Source organism: Tistrella mobilis KA081020-065 (genome assembly GCF_000264455.2).
Taxonomy (GTDB): Bacteria; Pseudomonadota; Alphaproteobacteria; order Tistrellales; family Tistrellaceae; genus Tistrella; species Tistrella mobilis.
The window spans coordinates 1880153-1900450 of sequence record NC_017956.1; the positions used below are offsets into that span (position 1 = coordinate 1880153).

Genomic DNA, 20298 nt, shown 5'->3' on the forward strand with positions numbered 1-20298 from the left:
CGAAGGCGGGGCTCCGGATCGGTTCAGAAGAATTCGAGGCGGACAGAGAACAGTTTTTCAACCTTGCGGATACTGTCGGCCAGGGCGAAGAGCACGATCCGGTCGCGTGCCTTGATCACCGTATCGCCGTCGGGAGCGATGACCTTGCCCTCGCGCACCACGGCGCCGATGATCACCCCCTGCGGCAGGCCGGTCTCCCGAAGCGGACGCCCGACCAGCGGTGACGTCTCCAGCGCATCGGCCTCGATGATCTCGCCGCCGCCATCCTGAAGGCTGTAGACGGCATGGATGCGGCCACGCCGGACATGCTGCAGGATCCGCGACACCGTCACGGCCCGCGGATTGATCACCACATCGACGCCCAGCGAGCTGATCAGCGGCGGGTAGGTCGGATTGTTGACCAGCGCCATAGCCCGCTTGCAGCCCATGCGCTTGGCCAGCAGGGCCGAGAGGATGTTGGATTCGTCGTCATTGGTCACGGTGACGATCGTCTCGGCGCCGCCGGTATTGGCGTCTCCCAGCAGGTCCGGGTCGAGCCCGCTGCCCGAAAGCACCAGGCTGTGGGTCAGCTGATCCGCGATCCGTTCCGCCCGATGGCGATCGGCTTCGATCAGCTTGATGTTCAGCCGCGGCTGCAGCTTTTCAAGCTGCGAGACCAGGAACAGGCCGATATTGCCGCCACCGACCACGATGATCCGGCGCGCTTCGCGTTCCTCGAAGCCGAAGATCGCCATTGCCCGCGGCACGTGGTCCCGATCCGCGACGAAATAGATCTGGTCGCCGGCGATGATCTGATCGCGCGGGGTGGGCACGATCATCCGGTCCCCCCGGATGATGGACACGATCCGGAGCGTGAGATCCGGGAACAGTTCGGTCAGCTGAGAGAGGGGCGTGTTGACCACCGGACACGAGGCTTCCGCCTTCAGACTGACCAGATAGACCCGATCACCGGCGAAGGGAATGACGTCGGTCGCCCCCGGCACCTTCAGCCGCCGCCCGATTGCCCGTGCCACTTCCAGTTCAGGCGAGATGATCACGTCGATCGGCAGGTTCTCGCGGCTGAACAGATCGGCCCACATCGGCTGCAGATAGCCCTGATGGCGGACGCGCGCGATCTTGGTCGGGACGTTGAACAGCGCATGCGCCACCTGACAGGCGACCATGTTGACCTCGTCTGAGGCCGTGACCGCGATCAGCATGTCGGCATCGGCCGCCCCCGCCTGCTCCAGCACGTCGGGATGCGAGGCGTAGCCGATCAACCCCTTGATCTCGAGCGATTCGGAAAGCTTGCGGATCAGGTCTTCCGACTGGTCGATGACGGTGATGTCGTTCTCTTCGCGCACCAACGAGCGTGCGATGTTGTGCCCCACCTGGCCGGCGCCGCAGATGATGACCTTCATGTGGCCCTGCCCTTTCGACGATCTGCCAGCGGGTTACGACGACGTGTTGATGCCGAGGCTTTTGAGCTTGCGGTGCAGCGCCGAGCGCTCCATGCCCACAAAGCTCGCCGTTCGCGACACATTACCGTTGAAGCGGGCGACCTGGGCCTTCAGGTAATTGCGCTCAAAAACCTCGCGCGCGTCGCGCAACGGCAGGCCCATGATCTCGCCATCTTCAGACGGGTTGACCAGGACTGGTGCCCCTGCACCCAGCTCGGGCGGCAACATCTCGGCACGGATCTCGGTCTGGCCGTCGCCAGGCGCCATGATCAGCAGCCACTCGATAACGTTGCGCAACTGACGCACGTTGCCGGGCCACTCTCCGGCCTGAAGCACGGCCAGCGCATCCGCCCCCAGGCTGCGCGGCGGCAGACCCGACATCGCCGCTGCCCGCGCCATGAAATGCCGCGCCAGTTCGGGGATGTCGTCCCGCCGTTCTTTCAGGCTGGGTACCCTGAGCGGCACGACGTTCAGGCGGTAGAACAGATCCTCGCGGAAACGCCCCGACTGGATCTCGCTCGCAAGATCGCGGTTGGTGGCCGCCACCACCCGCACATCGACCTCGATCGGCCGCTCGCCGCCAAGCCGGGTGAAGCGCTGTTCGTGCAGGGCACGCACCACCTTGCCCTGGGTCTCCATCGGCAGGTCCGAGACCTCATCGAGGAACAGAGTACCGGAATGGGCCTGTTCGAACAGGCCGAGCTTGCGCGGCGTGTCGGGACCAAGCGCCCCCGGCTCCGCGCCGAACAGCTCCGCCTCCACGCGATCTGGCGTCATGATGGCGCAGTTCAGCACCACGAATGGCGCATCGGCCCGGCGCGAATGGGTATGGATCCGCCGCGCGGCCACCTCCTTGCCCGCACCGGCCGGGCCGGTCACCAGCACGCGGCTGTTGGTCGGCGCCACCCGCTCGATCGTGTGCCGCAGCTGACGCACCGCCGCCGAAGTGCCGATCAGCTCGGCATCGCCGCCGGTGCGCTTCTTCAGGTCGGCCACTTCGCGGCGCAACTTTGCATGCTCGATGGCATTGCGCACCACCAGCAGCAGGCGATCGGATTTGAACGGCTTCTCGATGAAATCATAAGCACCTTCGCGGATGGCGGTGACCGCCGTCTCGATGGTGCCATGACCGCTGAACATCACCACCGGCAGGCCGGGATGGTCGCGCACGATTTCGGACAGGATGCCCATGCCGTCGAGCCGGCTGCCATCGAGCCAGATGTCAAGCAGCACCATATCGGGCAGCCGGGCCGCGACCTCGGCCAGCGCCTCGTCGCTGTTGCGCGCCGTCCGGGCGGTATAGCCCTCGTCGCGGAGCAGTTCAGCGACCAGGTGCCGGATGTCGTCTTCGTCATCGACGATCAGAATGTCCGATGGCATCGCGTCAGGGCCTTGTAGAACCAGAAGAGCTGTTGGGACCGTCCTGCCGTGGCGTGGAATGCCGGTTGTCTGACGCGGCCGCGCCGGGGACGGCACCCGGATCGGCCAGGGGCAGTTCCAGTGTCGCCACCGCCCCGATGATACGCCCGTCGGCCGATCGACGGTCGTCGATCGACAGGCGGCCGCCGTGATCTTCCATGATCTTGCGGACGATGGCGAGGCCCAAACCCGTTCCCTTCGCCTTGGTGGTGACGTAAGGCTCGGTCAGTCGCCCGCGGAACGCCTCGGGCAGGCCCTTGCCGGCGTCTTCGACGGTGATCAGGGCCCGCCTCTCCCCCGCCTCCAGAACGATCCGGATCACCCGGCGCTCTTCGGGCAGATCCTTGACCGGCACCCCTTCGCCCTCGGCCACGACGTCAACCGCCTGACCGGCATTGACCAGCAGATTGGTCAAGGCCTGCCCGAGCAGGCGCGCATCCGCCCGTACCATCACCGGACCGTCCGGCCGTTCCAGATCAAACTTCAGTTCGGGGCGTCCCATGCGCTGGGTGATCGAGGCTTCGCGCAGCAACGGCCCCAGATCAACATCGGCCATCACCGGCTGCGGCATGCGGGCGAAGGACGAGAACTCGTTCACCATCCGTCCGATATCGCCGACCTGACGGATGATGGTCTCGGTGCAGGCGACGAATGTGTCGGGATCGGAGGTGATTTCCTTCAGATATTTCCGCTTCAGCCGCTCGGCCGACAGCTGGATCGGGGTCAGCGGGTTCTTGATCTCGTGGGCGATGCGACGTGCCACATCCGACCAGGCGGCCGTGCGCTGCGCCACCATCAATTCTGTGATGTCGTCGAAGGTCACCACCACGCCGACGGTTGCCGCCGCGCCGTCGCGGCCGCGCTGAACCACCAGATCGGCCGCCAGGCGCACCATCAGATTGCGATGATTGCCGCCGGCAACCGCCTCGATCTGGGCCTGGACCACCCGATCCGGCCGTTCGGCCAGGCGGGCGAGCAACGGCTCCAGCGCCGGCAGAAGCTCGGTGACCGGCCGGTCCACTGCCTGATCGAAATCCACCCCCAGAAGGGCCAGAGCCGAACGATTGGCCAGATTGACCCGGTTTTCGGCATCGAGACCGATAACACCCGCCGAGACGCCCTCCAGCACCTTCTCGGTGAAGCGGCGGCGGGTGTCGATCTGGCGATTGGCCGCCAGAAGTGCCTCGCGTTGCGCCGCCAACTGACGGGTCATGCGGTTGAAGGCCCGGGCCAGAATGCCGACCTCGTCATCCTCCCGCCCCTCCGGCACCTGCGCGGTCAGATCGCCGCCGCGCACCCGTTCCGCGGCGCCGACCAGCTGGCTGACCGGCCGGGCGATCGAGCGCGCGACCAGAAAGCCGATCCACACCGCCGCGAGCAGCAGAAGAAGTGCGATCAGCACGAACAGGCCGGTGAAGCTGAGCTGTATACCCGACCGGCGGGTATCCGCCTCTTCGTATTGCGAGACCGCCCGGTTCACCTGCTCCATATGGTCGAGCACGGTGCTGTCGACGAACCGCCCCACATACAGGAAAACGTCCCCCAGGCTCGGCACCTGGACCAGCGCCCGTACCCGATCGTCCTGGCGGTCGGTCAGCAGCACCACCTCGCCCCGCCGCGCCTCGTCCAGCAGCGGCTGCGGCACGGTGGCGAATTCCAGGCTGAAGCTCAGTTCCGTGCGGGCAAGAATGCGGCCATCGCCGCGGAAGACCATCGCCTCGGGCAGATTGCGAAGCGCCGCCTGGATCTCGATCAACCGCTGAAGCCGGCCATTGGCATCAAAGGTGGTCAGGGCCTCGCGGTCGATGTCGCCCGCCATGGCGATGACATCCGCTCGGATGGTGCGCTGATGCTCCAGCAGATAGGCCTGGGCCACCTCGCGCGACTGGCTGAGCGCCGTGCGGACCCGCTCGTTGAACCAGGTCTGCACGCCGAAATCGAAGAAGAGCGCCGAGAACACCATCACGACGATCGCGGGCAGCGCCGCCACCAGCGCGAACAGCGTCACCAGCCTCAGTTGCAGCCGCGAGGCGGTCGACTGCCGGCGCCGTTGCAGCCAAAGCCGGACCAGCCCATGGGCCAGCATGCCGACCAGCAGCAGCAGCAGGGCCAGATCGATGTTCAGCAGAATGAACACCGTGCCGGCATCGGCCCGGGCCTCGGTCCCCCAGTTGTTGCCGAAGAACGAAAGCCCCGTCAGCGCCAGATAGGTCGCAACACCAGCACCCAGCGCCGCAATCAGCAGGGCGATCGTGAAGATCCGGCCGGGACGGATGCGGGCCACGAGCACGGCCATGCGGCGGCCGAAATTGCCGGCAATGCGACCGGCAACCCGCTGGTGCCGCATCTCGGGCGCCCGCGACGGTTGCGGCCGTTCCTCCTGCACGCCCTCCCCGGCGGATCCGGTGGTCATCTGCCGGCCACGCTGCCGCCGATGCGGGTCGGCTCACCCCCGCGGGTGACCTCGATCGACAGATCGCGGATCTTCTTGCGCAGGGTGTTGCGGTTCAGCCCCAGCACCTGGGCCGCCTTGATCTGATTGCCGCGGGTTGCGACCAGGGTACGCTCGATCAGCGGCCGCTCGACCTCGCGCAGAATCCGATCATAGAGACCTGCCGGCGGCAGGCCGTCATCATGGGCATCGAAATACTCGGCGAGATGGAAATCGATCGCCTCACCCAGGCTGCCGCCGCGGCGCCGGTCGTCATCCGCCGGCATCGGCTCGGCGAACTCGCCCTCGATATCGGGGCGATAGATCACGTCCTCCGCCGACAGCGCCGCCAGGCGACGCATCAGATTCTCAAGCTCGCGGACATTGCCGGGCCAGTGATAGGCGGTCAGCACCTCGATCGCATCGGCCGACAGGGTCTTGAGCGGCAGGCCCTGATCGCAGGCGAGCTTCAGGAAATGCCGGGCCAGATCCGCGATGTCTTCCCGCCGCTCGCGCAGCGGCGGCAGGCGCACAGGCACCACGTTCAGGCGATAGAACAGATCCTCGCGGAACAGGCCCTGCTGGATCAGCTGGCGAAGGTCACGATGGGTCGCCGCGATGATCCGAACGTCCGCCCGGATAGGCGTGCGCCCGCCGACGGTTGTGAATTCGCCTTCCTGAAGCACGCGCAACAGCCGTGTCTGGGCATCCAGCGGCATGTCGCCGATCTCGTCCAGAAACAGCGTACCACCCTGGGCCTGTTCGAACCGGCCGGTCTTGCGCTGGGCAGCACCGGTGAAGGCGCCCTTCTCGTGGCCGAACATCTCGGATTCGATCAGGTCGCGCGGGATGGCCGCCATGTTGATCGCCACGAACGGCCCGCCGCGACGCTTGCCGTAATCATGCAGCGCCCGCGCCACCAGCTCCTTGCCGGTGCCGCTTTCGCCGGTGATCATCACCGTCAGATCGGTGCCCATGATCCGGGCCATGACCCGGTAGACTTCCTGCATCGACGGCGAACGGCCGACCAGCGGCATCTCTTCTTCGGCCTGCGGCTGACCGCGCTGATCCAGCGCCGGCGGCGGTGCATCGCCCCGCCGGGTGTTGAGCGCCCGCTGCACGATGCGGAGAAGTTCGTTCAGATCGAAGGGCTTGGGGAGATATTCAAAGGCCCCGCGTTCGGTCGCCTTGACCGCGGTCAGCAGCGTCTTCTGTGCGGTCATCACGATGACCGGCAGGTTGGGGCGCAGGCGCTTGATCCGGGGCAACAGGTCGAGCGCGTTCTCATCGGGCATCACCACATCGGTGATCACCAGATCGCCGTCGCCGTCCTCGACCATCCGCCACAGCGAGGCGGCGGTGCCGGTGGTGCGCACCGTATGCCCGGCCCGGCTGAGTGCCTGATGCAGAACGGTACAGATGCTGCGGTCGTCATCGGCGACCAGGATGGTTGCGGGCTCCATCGCGTCCGTCGTTCCTTCAGGCCTTGGGGTTGTACATGGGCAGCATCACCTTGAACACGGTGCGCCGGGGGCGGCTGTCGACCTCGATCACCCCGCCATGATCGTTGACCGCCTTGGCGACCAGCGACAGGCCGAGGCCGGTACCCGAGGGTTTGGTGGTCACGAAAGGATCGAACAGATTGGCCCGGATATCCTCGGGCACGCCCTGGCCGTTATCCTGCACCGTCACCACCAGCGGCAGGTCCAGCCGGTCACGGCTGCCCGGCACCTGGACACGCAAACCATGCTGGAAGGCGGTGGTGAGCGTGATTTCTCCGCCCTCTTCCGGAACGGCTTCGGCGGCGTTCTTCACCAGGTTCAGGAAGATCTGCACCAGCATGTCGTGATGGCCGTAGACCGGCGGCAGCGAGGGGTCGTACTGCTCGATGAACCGGACATGGCTCGCGAAACCGTTCTGGGCCAGGCGGCGGACATGTTCCAGCACCACGTGGATGTTTACCGGCTCCCGCTCGATCGGTCGGCCGTCGGAAAACTGCTCCATCCGGCCGATCAGGTTCACGATCCGATCGGCCTCCTTGCAGATCAGCTGGGTGAGCATGCGGTCGCCCTCGGCGACATTGTACTCCAGCAGCTGTGCGGCACCGCGGATGCCCGAAAGCGGGTTCTTGATCTCGTGGGCCAGCGCCATGGCCATGCCGGTGATCGATCGGGCGGCGCCCCGATGGGTCAGTTGCCGGTCGATCTTATGGGCCATCGACCGCTCGATCAGCGACAGCAGCACCGCGGGGGCACCCTGATCAGGCAGCGGGGCCACCTGCGCATCGACCAGCCGACTGCCGGTCCGCGGCCCGTCGATCACGATGTCGTATTCGTTCAGGCTGGATCCGCCATGCAGGAAGCATTTGCGGATGATGTCCATCAGCGGGCTGTCATAGCGGATGAACTCGGTCAGCGCCGAGCCGATCAGCACCGAGATGCCGGTGCCGAAAAACTGCTCCGCAGCCGGATTGCCATAGAGGATCCGGTCGTCATTGGCCACCACCAGAACCGGGTGCGGCAAGGCGTCGAGAATCGCATCGCCCGGGACGGACGATTTGGAGGGCCGGCGTTTCCGGCCGAAGCTGGTCAGAGCCATGGTCTGGGCCAGACCTTTCCACATGCGCTGGCGGGGGCTGCCGACGGGGTCCTGGCCCCCGTCCGCGGGCGTGGAGGGGCCGTCGTCCGCGGTCCCGTCCACATCACGGACGGGATCCTCGGGATCGGGGGTGTCGTGGTTAAGAAGATCGGGGTGCCGGAGGATGGGATCACTCATGCGGCCACTCCGAAATCTGCCGGAAGATCGCCCAGCGCAAGGCGATCGAGCACGGCACGTACGTCGTCCGGCTGCTCGGCACGGACAAGATGGTCGCGTATCGCCCGGCCGGCGCCGGCAACGGTCGCATAGGCGTCGAGATGCTTGCGCACCACCCGGCGGCCATGGGCCTCGCCGTAGTGGTCGAGTGCCAGATCATAATGCGCCCGGGCAAGCGACCAGATGGCAGCCGTGTCCGGCATGGCGACGCTACGCCCCGCCAGCCCCGCCATCACCATTGCCGGCAGCCACGGACGCCCCAGAGTGGCGCGTCCGATCATCACCCCGTCCGCACCGGTTCGATCCAGAAGCCGCCGCGCATCGGCAGGGCTTGCAACGTCACCATTGGCGATCAGGGGCACGCGAACCCGCCGCCGCACTGCCGCGATGCCCGCGGGATCGGCCGAACCTTTGTAGAACTGGGCGCGCGTTCGGCCGTGCACGGTGATCATCGCGACTCCGATCTGTTCAAGCCGTGCAGCCAGATCGGGCGCCGAGAGTTCACCTTCGGCCCAGCCCAGCCGCATCTTGACCGTGACGGGCACCGGGCCGGCCGCACGGATCACGGCCCGAACGATGGCCTCGGCACGGTCGGGTTCGCGCATCAATGCGGCGCCGCAGGCGCCACTGGTCACCTTCTTTGCCGGACAGCCCATGTTGATATCGATCCAGGCCGCCCCCGCCTCGACAGCCTTCTCCGCCGCCTCGGCCATCACCTCGGGGTCGCGCCCCGCCAGCTGGACCGCGACCGGCCCCGGCTCACCCGCCAGGTCGATCATCGACAGGGTGCGACGGCACCCCTCGACCAGGGTGCCGCCGGCGATCATCTCGGACACCGTCGCCGACACGTCGAAGCGCCGCACCATCGTCCGAAACGGACGGTCGGTCACACCGGCCATGGGTGCCAGCAGCACCGGAGGTGCAGCTCTGTCGGGTGAGAAAAGCCGATCGATCATCGGGTTCCTGGTCATGGGCTGGGCAATTGCCCGAGCTGAGTGCATAAAGTTTAGGCGAAGTGTATTGAGCCGGCCCGCGCGGTGCAAGCGTCGGCCGCGCTTGCAACCATCGGCCGACCCCGGTATCGAAGGACACTGCGGTGTTTCGAAGCCCCACCCCGCCCTGCCCGACCAGGAGATGCGCCAGATGACCCCGACCCGGCCGCAGCCATCCGACGATGCCGTCGGCGACGCTCCGCCGCGTGGCCGCGCGGCGGCACTCATCGTCGCGGCCGGACGCGGCCGGCGGTTCGGCGGCGGTGTTCCCAAGCAGTATCAGGCCCTTGGGGGCCGCGCCCTGCTCGCCCACGCCGCCGCAGCCTTTCTTGCCCACCCGCGGATCGATCTCGTCCAGGTCGTGATCGGGCCGGATGACCGGGACCTGCACGACCGGGCGTTGGCAGGGCTGGAGGTGGCGCCGCCGGTCATCGGCGGCGCGGAGCGACAGGATTCGGTGCGCCTCGGCCTGGAAGCACTGGCGGCGCGTGGTGACATCGATTTCGTGCTGGTTCACGACGCCGCCCGCCCCTTCCTGCCGGCCGGGATGATCGACAGGGTCCTGAATGCCCTGGGTGACGCGCCGGCAGCCCTGCCGGCACTCGCCGTCACCGACACGCTGAAGCGGGGCGAGGCGATGACGGTCGCCGGGACCGTGTCGCGCGACGGCCTCTGGCGGGCGCAAACCCCTCAAGGGGCACGGCTCGACCTGCTGCTTGCGGCTCATCGCGCCGCGGCCGGACACACGCTGCCCCGCGCGCTGACCGATGATGCGGCCGTGATGGAGGCGGCCGGCCATGCCGTCCGGCTGGTCGACGGCGACGAAGCCGCCTTCAAGATCACCACGACCGCGGATATGGACAGGGCCCGGCAGTTGCTGGCGCGGCGCGGTCAGACGGCCACCCTGCTCCCGGCCACCGGCAGCGGCTTCGATGTCCACGCTTTCGCCCCCGGCGACCATGTCTGGCTCTGCGGTGTTCCTGTGCCGCATGATCAGGGGCTGTCCGGGCATTCCGATGCGGATGTCGCCCTGCATGCGTTGACCGATGCGGTGCTGGGTGCCATCGCCGCCGATGATATCGGCCGTCATTTTCCGCCGACGGATGCCCGCTGGCGCGGCGCTTCGTCCGACCGGTTCCTGATCCACGCCCTGGCCCTGATGGGCGCGATGGGCGGCCGGCTGGTGCATTGTGACGTGACCATCATCGGCGAGCGACCGAAGGTCGGTCCTCATCGCGAGGCGATGCGCCGCCGCCTTGCCGAATTGACCGGACTGCCGCCCGCACGGATCGGGGTCAAGGCCACCACCACCGAGCAGCTGGGCTTCACGGGCCGCCGCGAGGGACTGGCGGCCATGGCGACCGCCACGGTGCTGCTCCCCGATCTCTCCGCTCCGGAGCCGGTGGTTTGAGCCCCCGCCGCCATCGCGAGCATCTGCCGGCCCATCATCCGGCAGAGCTGATCGCGACCGTGCTCGGCAGCGGCAACGCCCCGCGCGCACCCGGCACCGTCGGCACCGTCGCCGCCCTGGCCATCGGCATCCCGGTCGCCTGGGCGGGCGGTGCCCCGGCGCTGCTGATCGGTGCCCTGCTTGCGGTCATCGCCGGCTGGTGGGCCATCCGCCTGGTCACCGCTCATGACGGGGTCCACGACCCCGGACGCGTGGTCATCGACGAACTGGCCGGCCTCTGGATTACGCTGGCAGCACTGGCCCCTCTCGGGCGGCTCGGCGACTGGCACTGGTGGCTTGCGGCCTTCATCGCTTTCCGTGCCTTCGACATCGCCAAACCCTTTCCGGTAGGATGGGCCGACCGCCATGTCCGCGGCGCACTGGGCGTGATCCTCGACGACCTGATCGCCGGGGTCTACGCCATTCTGTTGCTCGTCGCTTTGGCCTCCGGCCTCGACATGGCCGGCATTGCCCTTTGATCGCACGCCGGAGCACCTGCCTATGCTCACTGACAGCCTGATCGAGACCGCAGAGCTTGTTCTGTCCCGTGCGCGGGACCGCGGCCTGAAGATCGCCACGGTCGAAAGCTGCACCGGCGGGTTGGTTGCCGGCACGCTCACCGCCGTCGCCGGCTCTTCGGATGTGGTCGATCGCGGCTTCGTGACCTATTCCAACGAGGCCAAGACCGAGATGGTCGGCGTTCCGGCAGCCTTGATCGAGGCCGAAGGCGCGGTGAGCCGGCCGGTCGCCGAAGCGATGGCGACCGGTGGCATTGCCCGGTCGCGTGCCGATCTTGCCGTGTCGATCACCGGCATTGCCGGGCCCGGCGGCGCCACGCCCACCAAGCCCGTGGGACTGGTCTATCTCGCCTGCGCGCGGCGCGGCGGCACGGTCACCCATCGCCGGCATGTCTTCCCGGGCGACCGTCAGGCCGTGCGGGCGCAGAGCGTCGCGGTGGCGCTCGACATGCTGCTCGACGCCCTGGCGGACTGACCCCGGCCGGAGCCCCGACGGGTGGTCAGCCGCGCCCATCGAGCAGACGGCGGACGGCGCCGAGTTTGTCGGGATTGCGCATCGTCAGGATGGCGCCCACCCGCCCCTGCCCGTCGGGGACGAGCGCGCTGACGCTCATGCTGCCGTCGGGAAAATCCTGAATGAAGCCGGGTGCGCCGTTAACCAGGGCGAGGCGCACGCCCTGCGCCGGGTGCTTGCGGGTGATCGAGATCAGGAACCGCACCACCTTGTCGATGCCGCGGATGGGGTTGAGCGCCGCCGCCGCCTTGCCCCCGCCATCGCTCTCCAGCACGATTTCAGGGGCGAACAGGCGCCGGAGCATGACCTCGTCGCCGCTTGCCACCGCTTGCAGAACCGCTTCGGCAAGCGCACGCGCCGCCTCGGGATCGGCGCTGCCACTGCCGGGGCTGCGGTCGAGCAGCGGATCTGCCGCCGCCGGCAGCTCCGCCCGGGCGGCCGTCAGGCGGCGCCGGGCGCGCGACAGCCGCTGACGCAATGCCACGGGGGTGATGCCGAGCGCATCGGCCGCCTCGTCGGCCTCCATCTCCGCCACCTCGACCAGAAGCAGGGCAGCGCGTTCCGATGGCGGCACCCGCTCCATCAGCCGGAGCAGCGCCAGCGACAGGGTCTCGGTCGTCTCGATGAGGCCCGCCTCGGGCGGCACGATGTCGGACACCAGCGGCTCCGGCAGCCAGGGGCCGGGATAGCCGGTCCGGGCACGCCGGCGGCTGCGCAAGCGGTCGAGTGCAAGCCGGGTCGCCACCGACAGCAGAAAGGCCCGCGGTTCACGCGGCCGGCCGGCCTCGGTGCCGGTTTCCGCCCGCTGCCAGCGCAGCCAGGCATCCTGCATCACATCATCGGCGTCGGCCGAGCTGCCGGTGAGCCGGTAGGCCTGCGCCCAGGCCGCCGGTGCATGGGCGAGAAAGGCATCGGTTCGGGCTGCGGAGGGTCCCGGCATGGCGCTTGTGGTCAGGCTCATGCGCGCAGCTCCACATGAATGTCCGCCCGGTCCGGCTCGGCATCCGGCCATCTGTCGAAATCGGCCCGAAAGGCGCGGTCGGGCAGGGTTTGCCAGATCCTGGCCCAGCCCGCGGCCAGCGCCGCCGGCTGCGGGCCGGCGGTCTGCAGCACCAGAAAATCGGCCGCGGCCAGATCGATCCGGATCAGCCCGTCCGGCACCGCCAGACCGGGCACCAGAACCCGGCCGATGGTCAGCCGGAACGGGGCGCTGTGGTCGCCCTGATACCGATCATAGACGGCAAAGGTCGCAGCCTCGGCGCAGGGCCGCCCCTCCAGCGGCCGCTCCGCAAACCAGCGCCCCCACAGGGCGCCGATCGCATCCGGATCGTCATTCGAGACGATGGCAGCAAGGCCGGTCACGGCAAAACCGCCGGAGCGGCAGCGGCTGAAACCCGGAGGCGGCGTGGCGATGTCGGTCATCGGATCGTCCTTCGACAGGGAGACGCTGCCAGAAAGACGTCCACCCCGGACATCCTGTGACATCCCTGATCGCGATGTCACATCGAAAAATCGAGAAGCCGCGGAGGACGGGCCGGGATCAGGGCTCGGCCGGCCGTGGCGCCTGGCCGCGATGCAGAGGCTCGCGGCCGTAAAGATCAGCGGCCCGGGCCTCGAAAGCCTTGACCATGCGCCGGGTGGCCTCGCCGAACAGCGCGCCCATCACATTGTCGAGCAGGCGCGAGCGGAATTTGAAATCGACTTCGAAATCGACCAGGCAACCTTCGGGATGCGGCTCGAAACACCAGCGATTGCGCAGATGTTCGAACGGCCCGGTCACGTCGGTCACCAGCACCTCATGCGGGCGCAGGAGTTCGACCTTCGAGGTGAAACGCTCGCGGATCATCTTGAAGCCGATCACCAGATCGGCCTCCATGCGCTCGCGCTTGTGCCCCTCGGCATCGGTGAAGCTCTCACGCGTGCGGATGCGTGAGGCGATGCACCAGGGGAGGAATTCCGGATAGCGGTCGACGGCGGCAACGAGGTCGAAAAGCTGGTCGGGCGCGTAGGGCAGTACGCGCTTTTCGCTGAAGGACGGCATCGTCGAACGCTAACTCCCGTTGGCGAGAATCGTCGGGCAGACGGCAGCCGGGCAGCTCCCCCGCGCGATGCGGGGGCTGCTGCCACGGCGCCGCGGCGGACCGTCTCTCTATACGGTCTGAGCGGCACCCGCTGCAAGCTGCGCCTCGCGTGCGGCCTTCAGCTGCGCGAAGTCCTTGTCGGCGTGATGCGACGAACGGGTCAGCGGGCTGGACGACACCAGCAGGAAACCCTTGGCCCGCCCCATGGTCGCATAGGACTGGAACTCCTCGGGCGTGACGAAGCGGTCGACCGGCAGATGTTTGGGCGTCGGCTGCAGATACTGGCCGATGGTCATGAAGTCGACATCCGCGGCGCGCAGATCGTTCATCACCTGATGAACCTCGCCCTTGGTCTCACCCAGGCCGACCATGATGCCCGACTTGGTGAAGATCGAGGGGTCGACATCCTTCACCATCGACAGGATCTTGAGCGAGTGGAAATAACGCGCACCTGGCCGGACATCGGCATAGAGCCGCGGCACGGTTTCCAGGTTGTGGTTGAAGACATCCGGCCGCGCCTCGGCCACCGCCTGAAGCGCGCCCTTCTTGCGCTGGAAATCGGGGGTCAGAACTTCGATGGTGGTCTCGGGCGACATCTCGCGGATACGGCGGATCACCTGGACGAACTGGCCGGCGCCGCCATCGTCGAGATCGTCGCGATCGACCGAGGTCACCACCACATGCGCCAGCCCCATCTCGGCCACCGCTTCCGCCAGATGTGCGGGCTCGTCCGGGTCCACCGCGCGAGGCATGCCGGTTGCGACATTGCAGAACCGACAGGCACGGGTGCAGATGTCGCCCAGGATCATCACGGTGGCGTGCTTCTGGGTCCAGCACTCGCCGATATTCGGGCAGGCAGCCTCTTCGCAGACGGTGAAGAGGTTGAGGCGCCGCATGCGCTGGCGCATCTCCGCCACCTGTGGCGAGGTCGGCGCCTTGACGCGAATCCAGTCGGGCTTACGCTGACGCTGGGCTGGCGTGGTGCTGGCTGGCGCCGTCTCGACGGGATGGATGATCACGGCCACGTGCGATGTCCCCCGGCCTGGATGGGTTGAGGCCCGGCCCCGACCGGCGATCGGGAGCCGGGCCTTTGGTCGAGCATACCACAGTCGACCGCGCCACAGGCGTGCCTGTCGCAGGGCGCTGAGGGTATTTCGGGTTAGAAATGGATGGCCCGTCCGAAGGCGTCAAGCACGGACTCGTGCATCATCTCGGACAGGGTGGGATGCGGGAAGATGGTGTGCATCAGGTCGAGCTCGGTGCCTTCCATGGTCTTGGCGACCGTGTAGCCCTGGATCAGCTCGGTCACCTCGGCACCGATCATATGGGCGCCCAGCAGCTCGCCCGTCTTCGCGTCGAACACCGTCTTGACCAGCCCTTCGGGTTCACCCAGGGCGAGGGCCTTGCCATTGCCCCGATAGGGGAAGCGGCCGACCTTGACGTCGTAACCGGCCTCTTTCGCCTTGGCTTCGGTCATGCCGACCGATGCCACCTGCGGCGTGGCATAGGTGCAGCCGGGAATGTTCTCGCGGGTCATCGGGTGGACATGCTCGACGCCGGCGAAGGCCTCGACACAGATCACGCCTTCATGCGAGGCCTTGTGAGCCAGCCAGGGTGCGCCGGCCACGTCGCCGATCGCATAGATGCCCGGCTCGTCGGTTTCGAGATACGGACCGACCTGGATCTGGCCCTTCTCGACCTTCACCTTCGTCGTCTCCAGCCCCAGATCCTCGGTGTTGCCGACGATGCCGATCGCCACGATAACGCGGTCGACCTTCAGGCTCTGCGTCTTGCCCTTGCCGTCTTCGAGCGTTGCGGTCACCCCGTCCCTGCCCTTGTCGAGCGCCTTGACCTGGGTGCCGGTGAGGATCTTCATCCCCTGCTTTTCGAAGGCCTTGCGAGCGAGACCCGAAATCTCGGCATCCTCCACCGGCAGGATGCGGTCGAGCAGTTCGACCACGGTCACCTCGACGCCGAGCGCGCGATAGAAGCTCGCGAATTCGATGCCAATCGCGCCGGAGCCGACCACCAGCAGCGACTTGGGCAGACTCTCGGGCACCATGGCTTCGCGGTAGGTCCAGACCCGCTCGCCATCGGGCTCCAGCCCCTTGACCACGCGGGCACGGGCGCCGGTCGCCAGAATGATGTGATCGGCGGTGACGCTGCGCTTGCCCTTCGCGCCCTCGATCACGACCTTGCCAGGGCCGTTCAGACGGCCGCGGCCGTCGGCAACCTCGACCTTGTTCTTCTTCAGCAGATGAGCCACGCCCTGCGACAGGGTCTTGGCCACGTCACGGCTGCGCTTGACGATCGCGGACAGATCGAAGCTCGGCTTCTCGACCGTGATGCCGAATTCCCTGGCATGGTTGACCAGGGTCCACACCTCGGCCGCCCGCAGCAGCGCCTTGGTCGGGATGCAGCCCCAGTTCAGGCAAATGCCACCCAGGTGCTTTTCCTCGACCACCAGCGTGCGCAGGCCCAGCTGGCCGGCGCGGATCGCCGCGACATAGCCGCCGGGGCCGCCGCCGATCACGATCACGTCATAGTCGTCGCCGCTCTTCGGCCCCGAGGCCGTCTTCGGCGCCGGCTTCTTCGCTTCGGCCTTGGGCGCCTCGGCCTTCTTCGGAGCCTCGGGCTTCTTCGGGGATTCGGGCTTCTTCGCGGCCTCGGCAGCCTTGGTAGCTTCCTTCGGCGCCTCGGCACCGCCGGCAGCGGCCTTTGCCGCCTCGGCCGGATCCTCGCCTTCATCGGCGAGGACCGCAATCAGGGCATTGACCGCGACGTTCTCGGTGCCTTCCGGTACCACGATCTTCGCCAGCACGCCCTCGTCCGCCGCCTCGACCTCCATGGTGGCCTTGTCGGTCTCAATCTCGGCGATCACCTGACCACTTTCGATCGTGTCGCCTTCCTTGACCAGCCAGCGGGCCAGGGTGCCTTCGGTCATGGTCGGCGACAGCGCCGGCATCAGAACCTTGATCGGCATGGGATGGGTCTCCCGTCCGTCTCGTGTGTGTCTCGAAGGATGAACCGCGGGATGCCGCTCAGAGCAGCATCGACAGCGGGTCCTCGATCAGCTTCTTGAAGGCGGCCAGGAACTGGGCGCCGACGGCGCCGTCCACCACCCGGTGGTCGCAGGAGAGTGTAACCGTCATCACCGTCGCGATCGCCAGCGCACCATCCTTCACCACCGGCCGCTGCTCGGCGGCACCGGCGGCCAGGATCGCCGACTGCGGCGGGTTGATGATCGCCGAGAACTCCCTGATCCCGTACATGCCGAGGTTAGAGACCGAGAAGGTCCCGCCCTGATACTCCTCGGGCTTCAGCTTGCCGTCGCGGGCACGGGTGGCGAGGTCGCGCATCTCGGACGAGATCGCGGCCAGACCCTTGGTATCGGCCTTGCGGATGATCGGGGTGATCAGCCCGCCGTCGATCGCAACGGCCACCGAGACGTCGACATCCTTGAAGCGCAGCACCGCCTCGTCGGTCCAGGCCGCATTGGCCGCCGGCACCTTGCGCAGCGACAGGGCGCTGGCCCGCACCACGAAATCATTGACGCTGATCTTCACGCCGTCGCCGGCACGCTCGTTCAGCTCCTTGCGCACCGCCAGCAGCCGGTCGATGACGCAGTCCACCGTCAGGTAGAAATGCGGCACGGTCTGCTTGGCGTCGAGCAGGCGGCGGGCGATGGTCTTGCGCATGCCGTTATTGGCCTCGGCCTCATACGGCATGCCCAGCTTGTCGACCAGATCGCGGGTCTGGGCAGAAGCCGCGGCCGAGATCGCCGCCACGCTGTAGCCGCCACCGGTCTGCTGGGCCGGCGCCGGGGTCGCCTTGGGCGCCTCGGCGGCCGGAGCAGCGTCGCTGCGGCCCGGGGCTTTCGGCGCCTCGGCCGGCTTTGCACCCGATGCGATCGCCGCCTCGACATCGGCCTTCACGATCCGGCCATGCGGACCGGTGCCCTCAACACCGGAGAGGTCAAGTCCCGCCTCCGACGCGATGCGGCGGGCGAGCGGGCTCGCCTTGATCCGGCCGCCCTCGCCATCGGCCGCCGGCTTCGCCGACGCCTTGGGAGCGGGTGCTGCTGCTACTTCCGCCTCACCCGCATCGTCACCTTCGGCCTCGGCCTCTTCCGCCTTGGCGGCGGGCGCAGGCGCGCCGGCACCGGCGGCAGCTTCCGCCACTGCTGCATCGTCGTCGCCCTCTTCCTTGAGCACGGCGATCGGCGTGTTCACGGCCACATTCTCGGTGCCTTCCGGCACCAGGATCTCCGCCAGCACGCCTTCGTCGACCGCTTCCACCTCCATGGTGGCCTTGTCGGTCTCGATTTCGGCGATCACCTGTCCGCTTTCGATCTTGTCGCCGGCCGACACCAGCCACTTGGCGAGCGTGCCTTCGGTCATGGTCGGCGACAGGGCCGGCATCAGGATGGTCTGAGCCATGTTCGGTCCTCGGATTCTCGATGGGGTCCGGCGATGCCGGCTCAGAATTCGTAGCCGACGGCGCGCTTGGCGGCCTCGACGATGTCGTCGGGCTGCGGCAGGGCCAGCTTCTCGAGATTGGCGGCATAGGGCAGCGGCACATCCTTGCCGCAGACCCGGATCACCGGCGCATCCAGATGATCGAAGGCGTGCTCCATCATCAGCGCAGCCTGCTCGGCGCCCATGCCGGCCGTCGGCCAGCCTTCCTCGACCGTCACCAGGCGATTGGTCTTCTTCACCGAAGCGACGATGGTGTCGACGTCGAGCGGGCGGATCGTACGCAGGTCGATGACCTCGGCCTCGATCCCCTCTTCCGCCAGCTTATCCGCGGCTTCCAGCGCCTTGCCGACATTGATCGACCAGGCGGTGATGGTCACGTCCCGCCCCTCGCGCACGATCGCGGCCTTGCCGATCTCGACCACATGGTCGTCGTCGTCCGGCACTTCGAAGCTCTGACCGTAGAGGATCTCGTTCTCAAGGAAGATGACCGGGTTCGGATTGCGGATGGCGGCCTTCAGCAGGCCCTTGGCATCCGCCGCCGACCAGGGGGCGATGACGATCAGCCCGGGAACATGGGCATACCAGCTGGCATAGTCCTGGCTGTGCTGGGCCGCCACGCGCGCCGCCGCACCGTTGGGGCCGCGGAACACGATCGGGCAGCGCATCTGACCGCCGGACATGTAATTGGTCTTGGCGGCAGAGTTGATGATCTGATCGATCGCCTGCATGGCGAAGTTGAAGGTCATGAATTCGACGATCGGCTTCAGGCCGCGCATGGCGGCGCCGACGGCAAGGCCGGTAAAGCCGTGTTCGGTGATCGGGGTGTCGACCACCCGCTTCGCCCCGAATTCGTCGAGCAGACCCTGGGTGACCTTGTAGGCGCCCTGATATTCGGCGACCTCTTCGCCCATCACGAAGACGTCGCCGTCCCGGCGCATCTCTTCGGCCATGGCGTCGCGCAGCGCCTCGCGTACCGTGATCTTCGGCATGTATGGACCCGTTTCTCTCTGAAATCCGTCACCAGAGCGGCGCCGACGCACCCTGCCCCGGTCTCCTGTGAAAACCTTGAACCGGCAGAGCCTCGATCAGCTCTCGACCAGCACGTCCGTCCACAGCTCCGACGGATCGGGCTCGGGGTTCTCCTGGGCGAAATCGGCGGCATCCACCACGATGTCCTTGATCTCGCGGTCGATGCCCTTGAGCTTCGCCTCGTCCCATTCACCGCTATCGATCAGCAGCTTTTTGACCAGTTCGATCGGGTCGCGCTCGGCCTTCATGCGGTTCAGTTCGTCCTTGGACCGGTACTTGGCCGGGTCGGACATCGAATGGCCGCGGAATCGGTAGGTCTTCATCTCCAGCAGGATCGGACCCTTGCCGCTGCGGGCATGCTCGACGGCGAATTCGGCAGCACCACGCACGGTCCGCACATCCATGCCGTCAACTGCGAAACCCGGGATGCCGAAGCTCTCACCGCGGCGGTAAAGTTCAGTGACCGCGCTGGCCCGCGCCACCGAGGTGCCCATGCCGTAGAGATTGTTCTCGATGACATAGACCACCGGCAGGTGCCAGAGGCTCGCCATGTTGAAGCTCTCGTACACCTGGCCCTGATTGACCGCGCCGTCGCCCAGATAGGTGACGGCGACCTTGCCGTCTTCCTTGTACTTGTGCGCGAAGCCGAGGCCGGTGCCGATCGGCACCTGGGCCGCCACGATGCCATGGCCGCCGAAGAAGCCCTTCTCGACCGAAAACATATGCATCGAGCCGCCCTTGCCACGCGAATATCCGTCGCGGCGGCCGGTGAGTTCAGCCATCACGCCGCGGGCTTCCATGCCGCAGGCGAGCATATGGCCGTGGTCGCGGTAGCTGGTGACGACGCTGTCGCCGTCGACCAGGCTGCCCTGCATGCCGATCACGACGGCTTCCTGGCCGATATAGAGGTGGCAGAAGCCGCCGATCAGGCCCATGCCGTACATCTGGCCGGCCTTTTCCTCGAAGCGCCGGATCAGGAGCATCTCTCGGTAGTAGTGGACCAGCTGTTCGATGGTGCTGTTCTCGGGCGCGAGCGCGTTGCTCTGCGAGCCCGAGGGCTTACGGCGCGAAGTCGCCATGCGGTCCTCCCCGGATGTGACGCGCGGGAGCCGCACGAGCCGGCTCCGGAGCGC

At 67.3% G+C, this 20298-nt stretch carries 16 protein-coding genes and 2 pseudogenes; 3 read left to right on the top strand and 15 right to left on the bottom strand.

What is annotated here, in order from left to right:
* Window positions 1-23: 23 nt before the first annotated feature.
* From trkA to dusB, 6 genes are read right to left on the bottom strand one after another with little or no spacing between them, the layout of a single operon-like run.
* The gene (trkA, locus tag TMO_RS08550) at window positions 24-1400 is read right to left on the bottom strand and encodes a Trk system potassium transporter TrkA (RefSeq protein WP_014745218.1); all 1377 of its coding nucleotides are present in this window, start codon (window positions 1398-1400) and stop codon (window positions 24-26) included.
* Between the two features lie 33 nt (window positions 1401-1433).
* The gene (locus TMO_RS08555; RefSeq protein WP_014745219.1) at window positions 1434-2819 is read right to left on the bottom strand and encodes a sigma-54-dependent transcriptional regulator; all 1386 of its coding nucleotides are present in this window, start codon (window positions 2817-2819) and stop codon (window positions 1434-1436) included.
* Window positions 2820-2823: 4 nt separating this feature from the next.
* A complete protein-coding gene (locus TMO_RS08560; RefSeq protein ID WP_014745220.1) occupies window positions 2824-5271 on the bottom strand; it encodes a sensor histidine kinase NtrY-like in 2448 nt (815 codons plus the stop codon).
* A complete protein-coding gene (gene ntrC / locus TMO_RS08565) occupies window positions 5268-6752 on the bottom strand; it encodes a nitrogen regulation protein NR(I) (protein ID WP_014745221.1) in 1485 nt (494 codons plus the stop codon). The genes TMO_RS08560 and ntrC overlap by 4 nt, the downstream gene beginning before the upstream one ends.
* A gap of 16 nt (window positions 6753-6768) precedes the next feature.
* Entirely contained in the window at window positions 6769-8064 is a 1296-nt protein-coding gene (locus TMO_RS08570) for a two-component system sensor histidine kinase NtrB (RefSeq protein WP_228382285.1), read from the bottom strand.
* Window positions 8061-9059: a tRNA dihydrouridine synthase DusB gene (gene dusB, locus TMO_RS08575; RefSeq protein ID WP_014745223.1), complete on the bottom strand. Its 999-nt coding sequence runs from the start codon at window positions 9057-9059 to the stop codon at window positions 8061-8063. The genes TMO_RS08570 and dusB overlap by 4 nt, the downstream gene beginning before the upstream one ends.
* 187 nt (window positions 9060-9246) lie before the next feature.
* On the opposite strand from dusB, the gene TMO_RS08580 reads away from it, so the two are divergent.
* The 3 genes from TMO_RS08580 to TMO_RS08590 are packed head-to-tail and all read left to right on the top strand — an operon-like array spanning window position 9247 to window position 11538.
* Entirely contained in the window at window positions 9247-10506 is a 1260-nt protein-coding gene (locus TMO_RS08580) for a bifunctional 2-C-methyl-D-erythritol 4-phosphate cytidylyltransferase/2-C-methyl-D-erythritol 2,4-cyclodiphosphate synthase (protein ID WP_014745224.1), read from the top strand.
* Window positions 10503-11024: a phosphatidylglycerophosphatase A gene (locus TMO_RS08585; RefSeq protein WP_014745225.1), complete on the top strand. Its 522-nt coding sequence runs from the start codon at window positions 10503-10505 to the stop codon at window positions 11022-11024. Before TMO_RS08580 ends, TMO_RS08585 begins: the two co-directional genes overlap by 4 nt.
* Before the next feature lie 22 nt (window positions 11025-11046).
* A complete protein-coding gene (locus TMO_RS08590; protein ID WP_014745226.1) occupies window positions 11047-11538 on the top strand; it encodes a CinA family protein in 492 nt (163 codons plus the stop codon).
* 25 nt (window positions 11539-11563) lie between these two features.
* Here TMO_RS08590 and TMO_RS08595 read toward each other — a convergent pair whose 3' ends face one another.
* The 9 genes and pseudogenes from TMO_RS08595 to pdhA form a co-directional block, all read right to left on the bottom strand.
* The gene (locus TMO_RS08595; protein WP_014745227.1) at window positions 11564-12538 is read right to left on the bottom strand and encodes a sigma-70 family RNA polymerase sigma factor; all 975 of its coding nucleotides are present in this window, start codon (window positions 12536-12538) and stop codon (window positions 11564-11566) included.
* Complete coding sequence (locus TMO_RS08600; RefSeq protein ID WP_014745228.1) at window positions 12535-12999, bottom strand: GyrI-like domain-containing protein; 465 nt, start codon at window positions 12997-12999, stop codon at window positions 12535-12537. Before TMO_RS08600 ends, TMO_RS08595 begins: the two co-directional genes overlap by 4 nt.
* 118 nt (window positions 13000-13117) lie before the next feature.
* Entirely contained in the window at window positions 13118-13618 is a 501-nt protein-coding gene (locus TMO_RS08605) for a type II toxin-antitoxin system RatA family toxin (protein WP_014745229.1), read from the bottom strand.
* Between the two features lie 108 nt (window positions 13619-13726).
* The gene (gene lipA, locus TMO_RS08610) at window positions 13727-14683 is read right to left on the bottom strand and encodes a lipoyl synthase (RefSeq protein ID WP_014745230.1); all 957 of its coding nucleotides are present in this window, start codon (window positions 14681-14683) and stop codon (window positions 13727-13729) included.
* 134 nt (window positions 14684-14817) lie between these two features.
* A complete protein-coding gene (gene lpdA / locus TMO_RS08615) occupies window positions 14818-16197 on the bottom strand; it encodes a dihydrolipoyl dehydrogenase (protein ID WP_041605769.1) in 1380 nt (459 codons plus the stop codon).
* Window positions 16198-16422: 225 nt separating this feature from the next.
* Window positions 16423-16641: pseudogene (locus tag TMO_RS32125) on the bottom strand (biotin/lipoyl-containing protein); the annotation flags it as partial.
* A 58-nt stretch (window positions 16642-16699) separates the two neighbouring features.
* Window positions 16700-18097 carry a pyruvate dehydrogenase complex dihydrolipoamide acetyltransferase gene (locus TMO_RS08620; RefSeq protein ID WP_014745232.1) on the bottom strand — a complete coding sequence of 466 codons (1398 nt, stop codon included), beginning with the start codon at window positions 18095-18097 and terminating at the stop codon, window positions 16700-16702.
* A gap of 41 nt (window positions 18098-18138) precedes the next feature.
* Window positions 18139-19134, bottom strand: a pseudogene (locus tag TMO_RS08625) (pyruvate dehydrogenase complex E1 component subunit beta); the annotation flags it as partial.
* A gap of 87 nt (window positions 19135-19221) precedes the next feature.
* Window positions 19222-20244, bottom strand: coding sequence for a pyruvate dehydrogenase (acetyl-transferring) E1 component subunit alpha (gene pdhA, locus TMO_RS08630; RefSeq protein WP_014745234.1), 1023 nt, complete (start codon window positions 20242-20244; stop codon window positions 19222-19224).
* Between the last annotated feature and the right edge of the window lie 54 nt (window positions 20245-20298).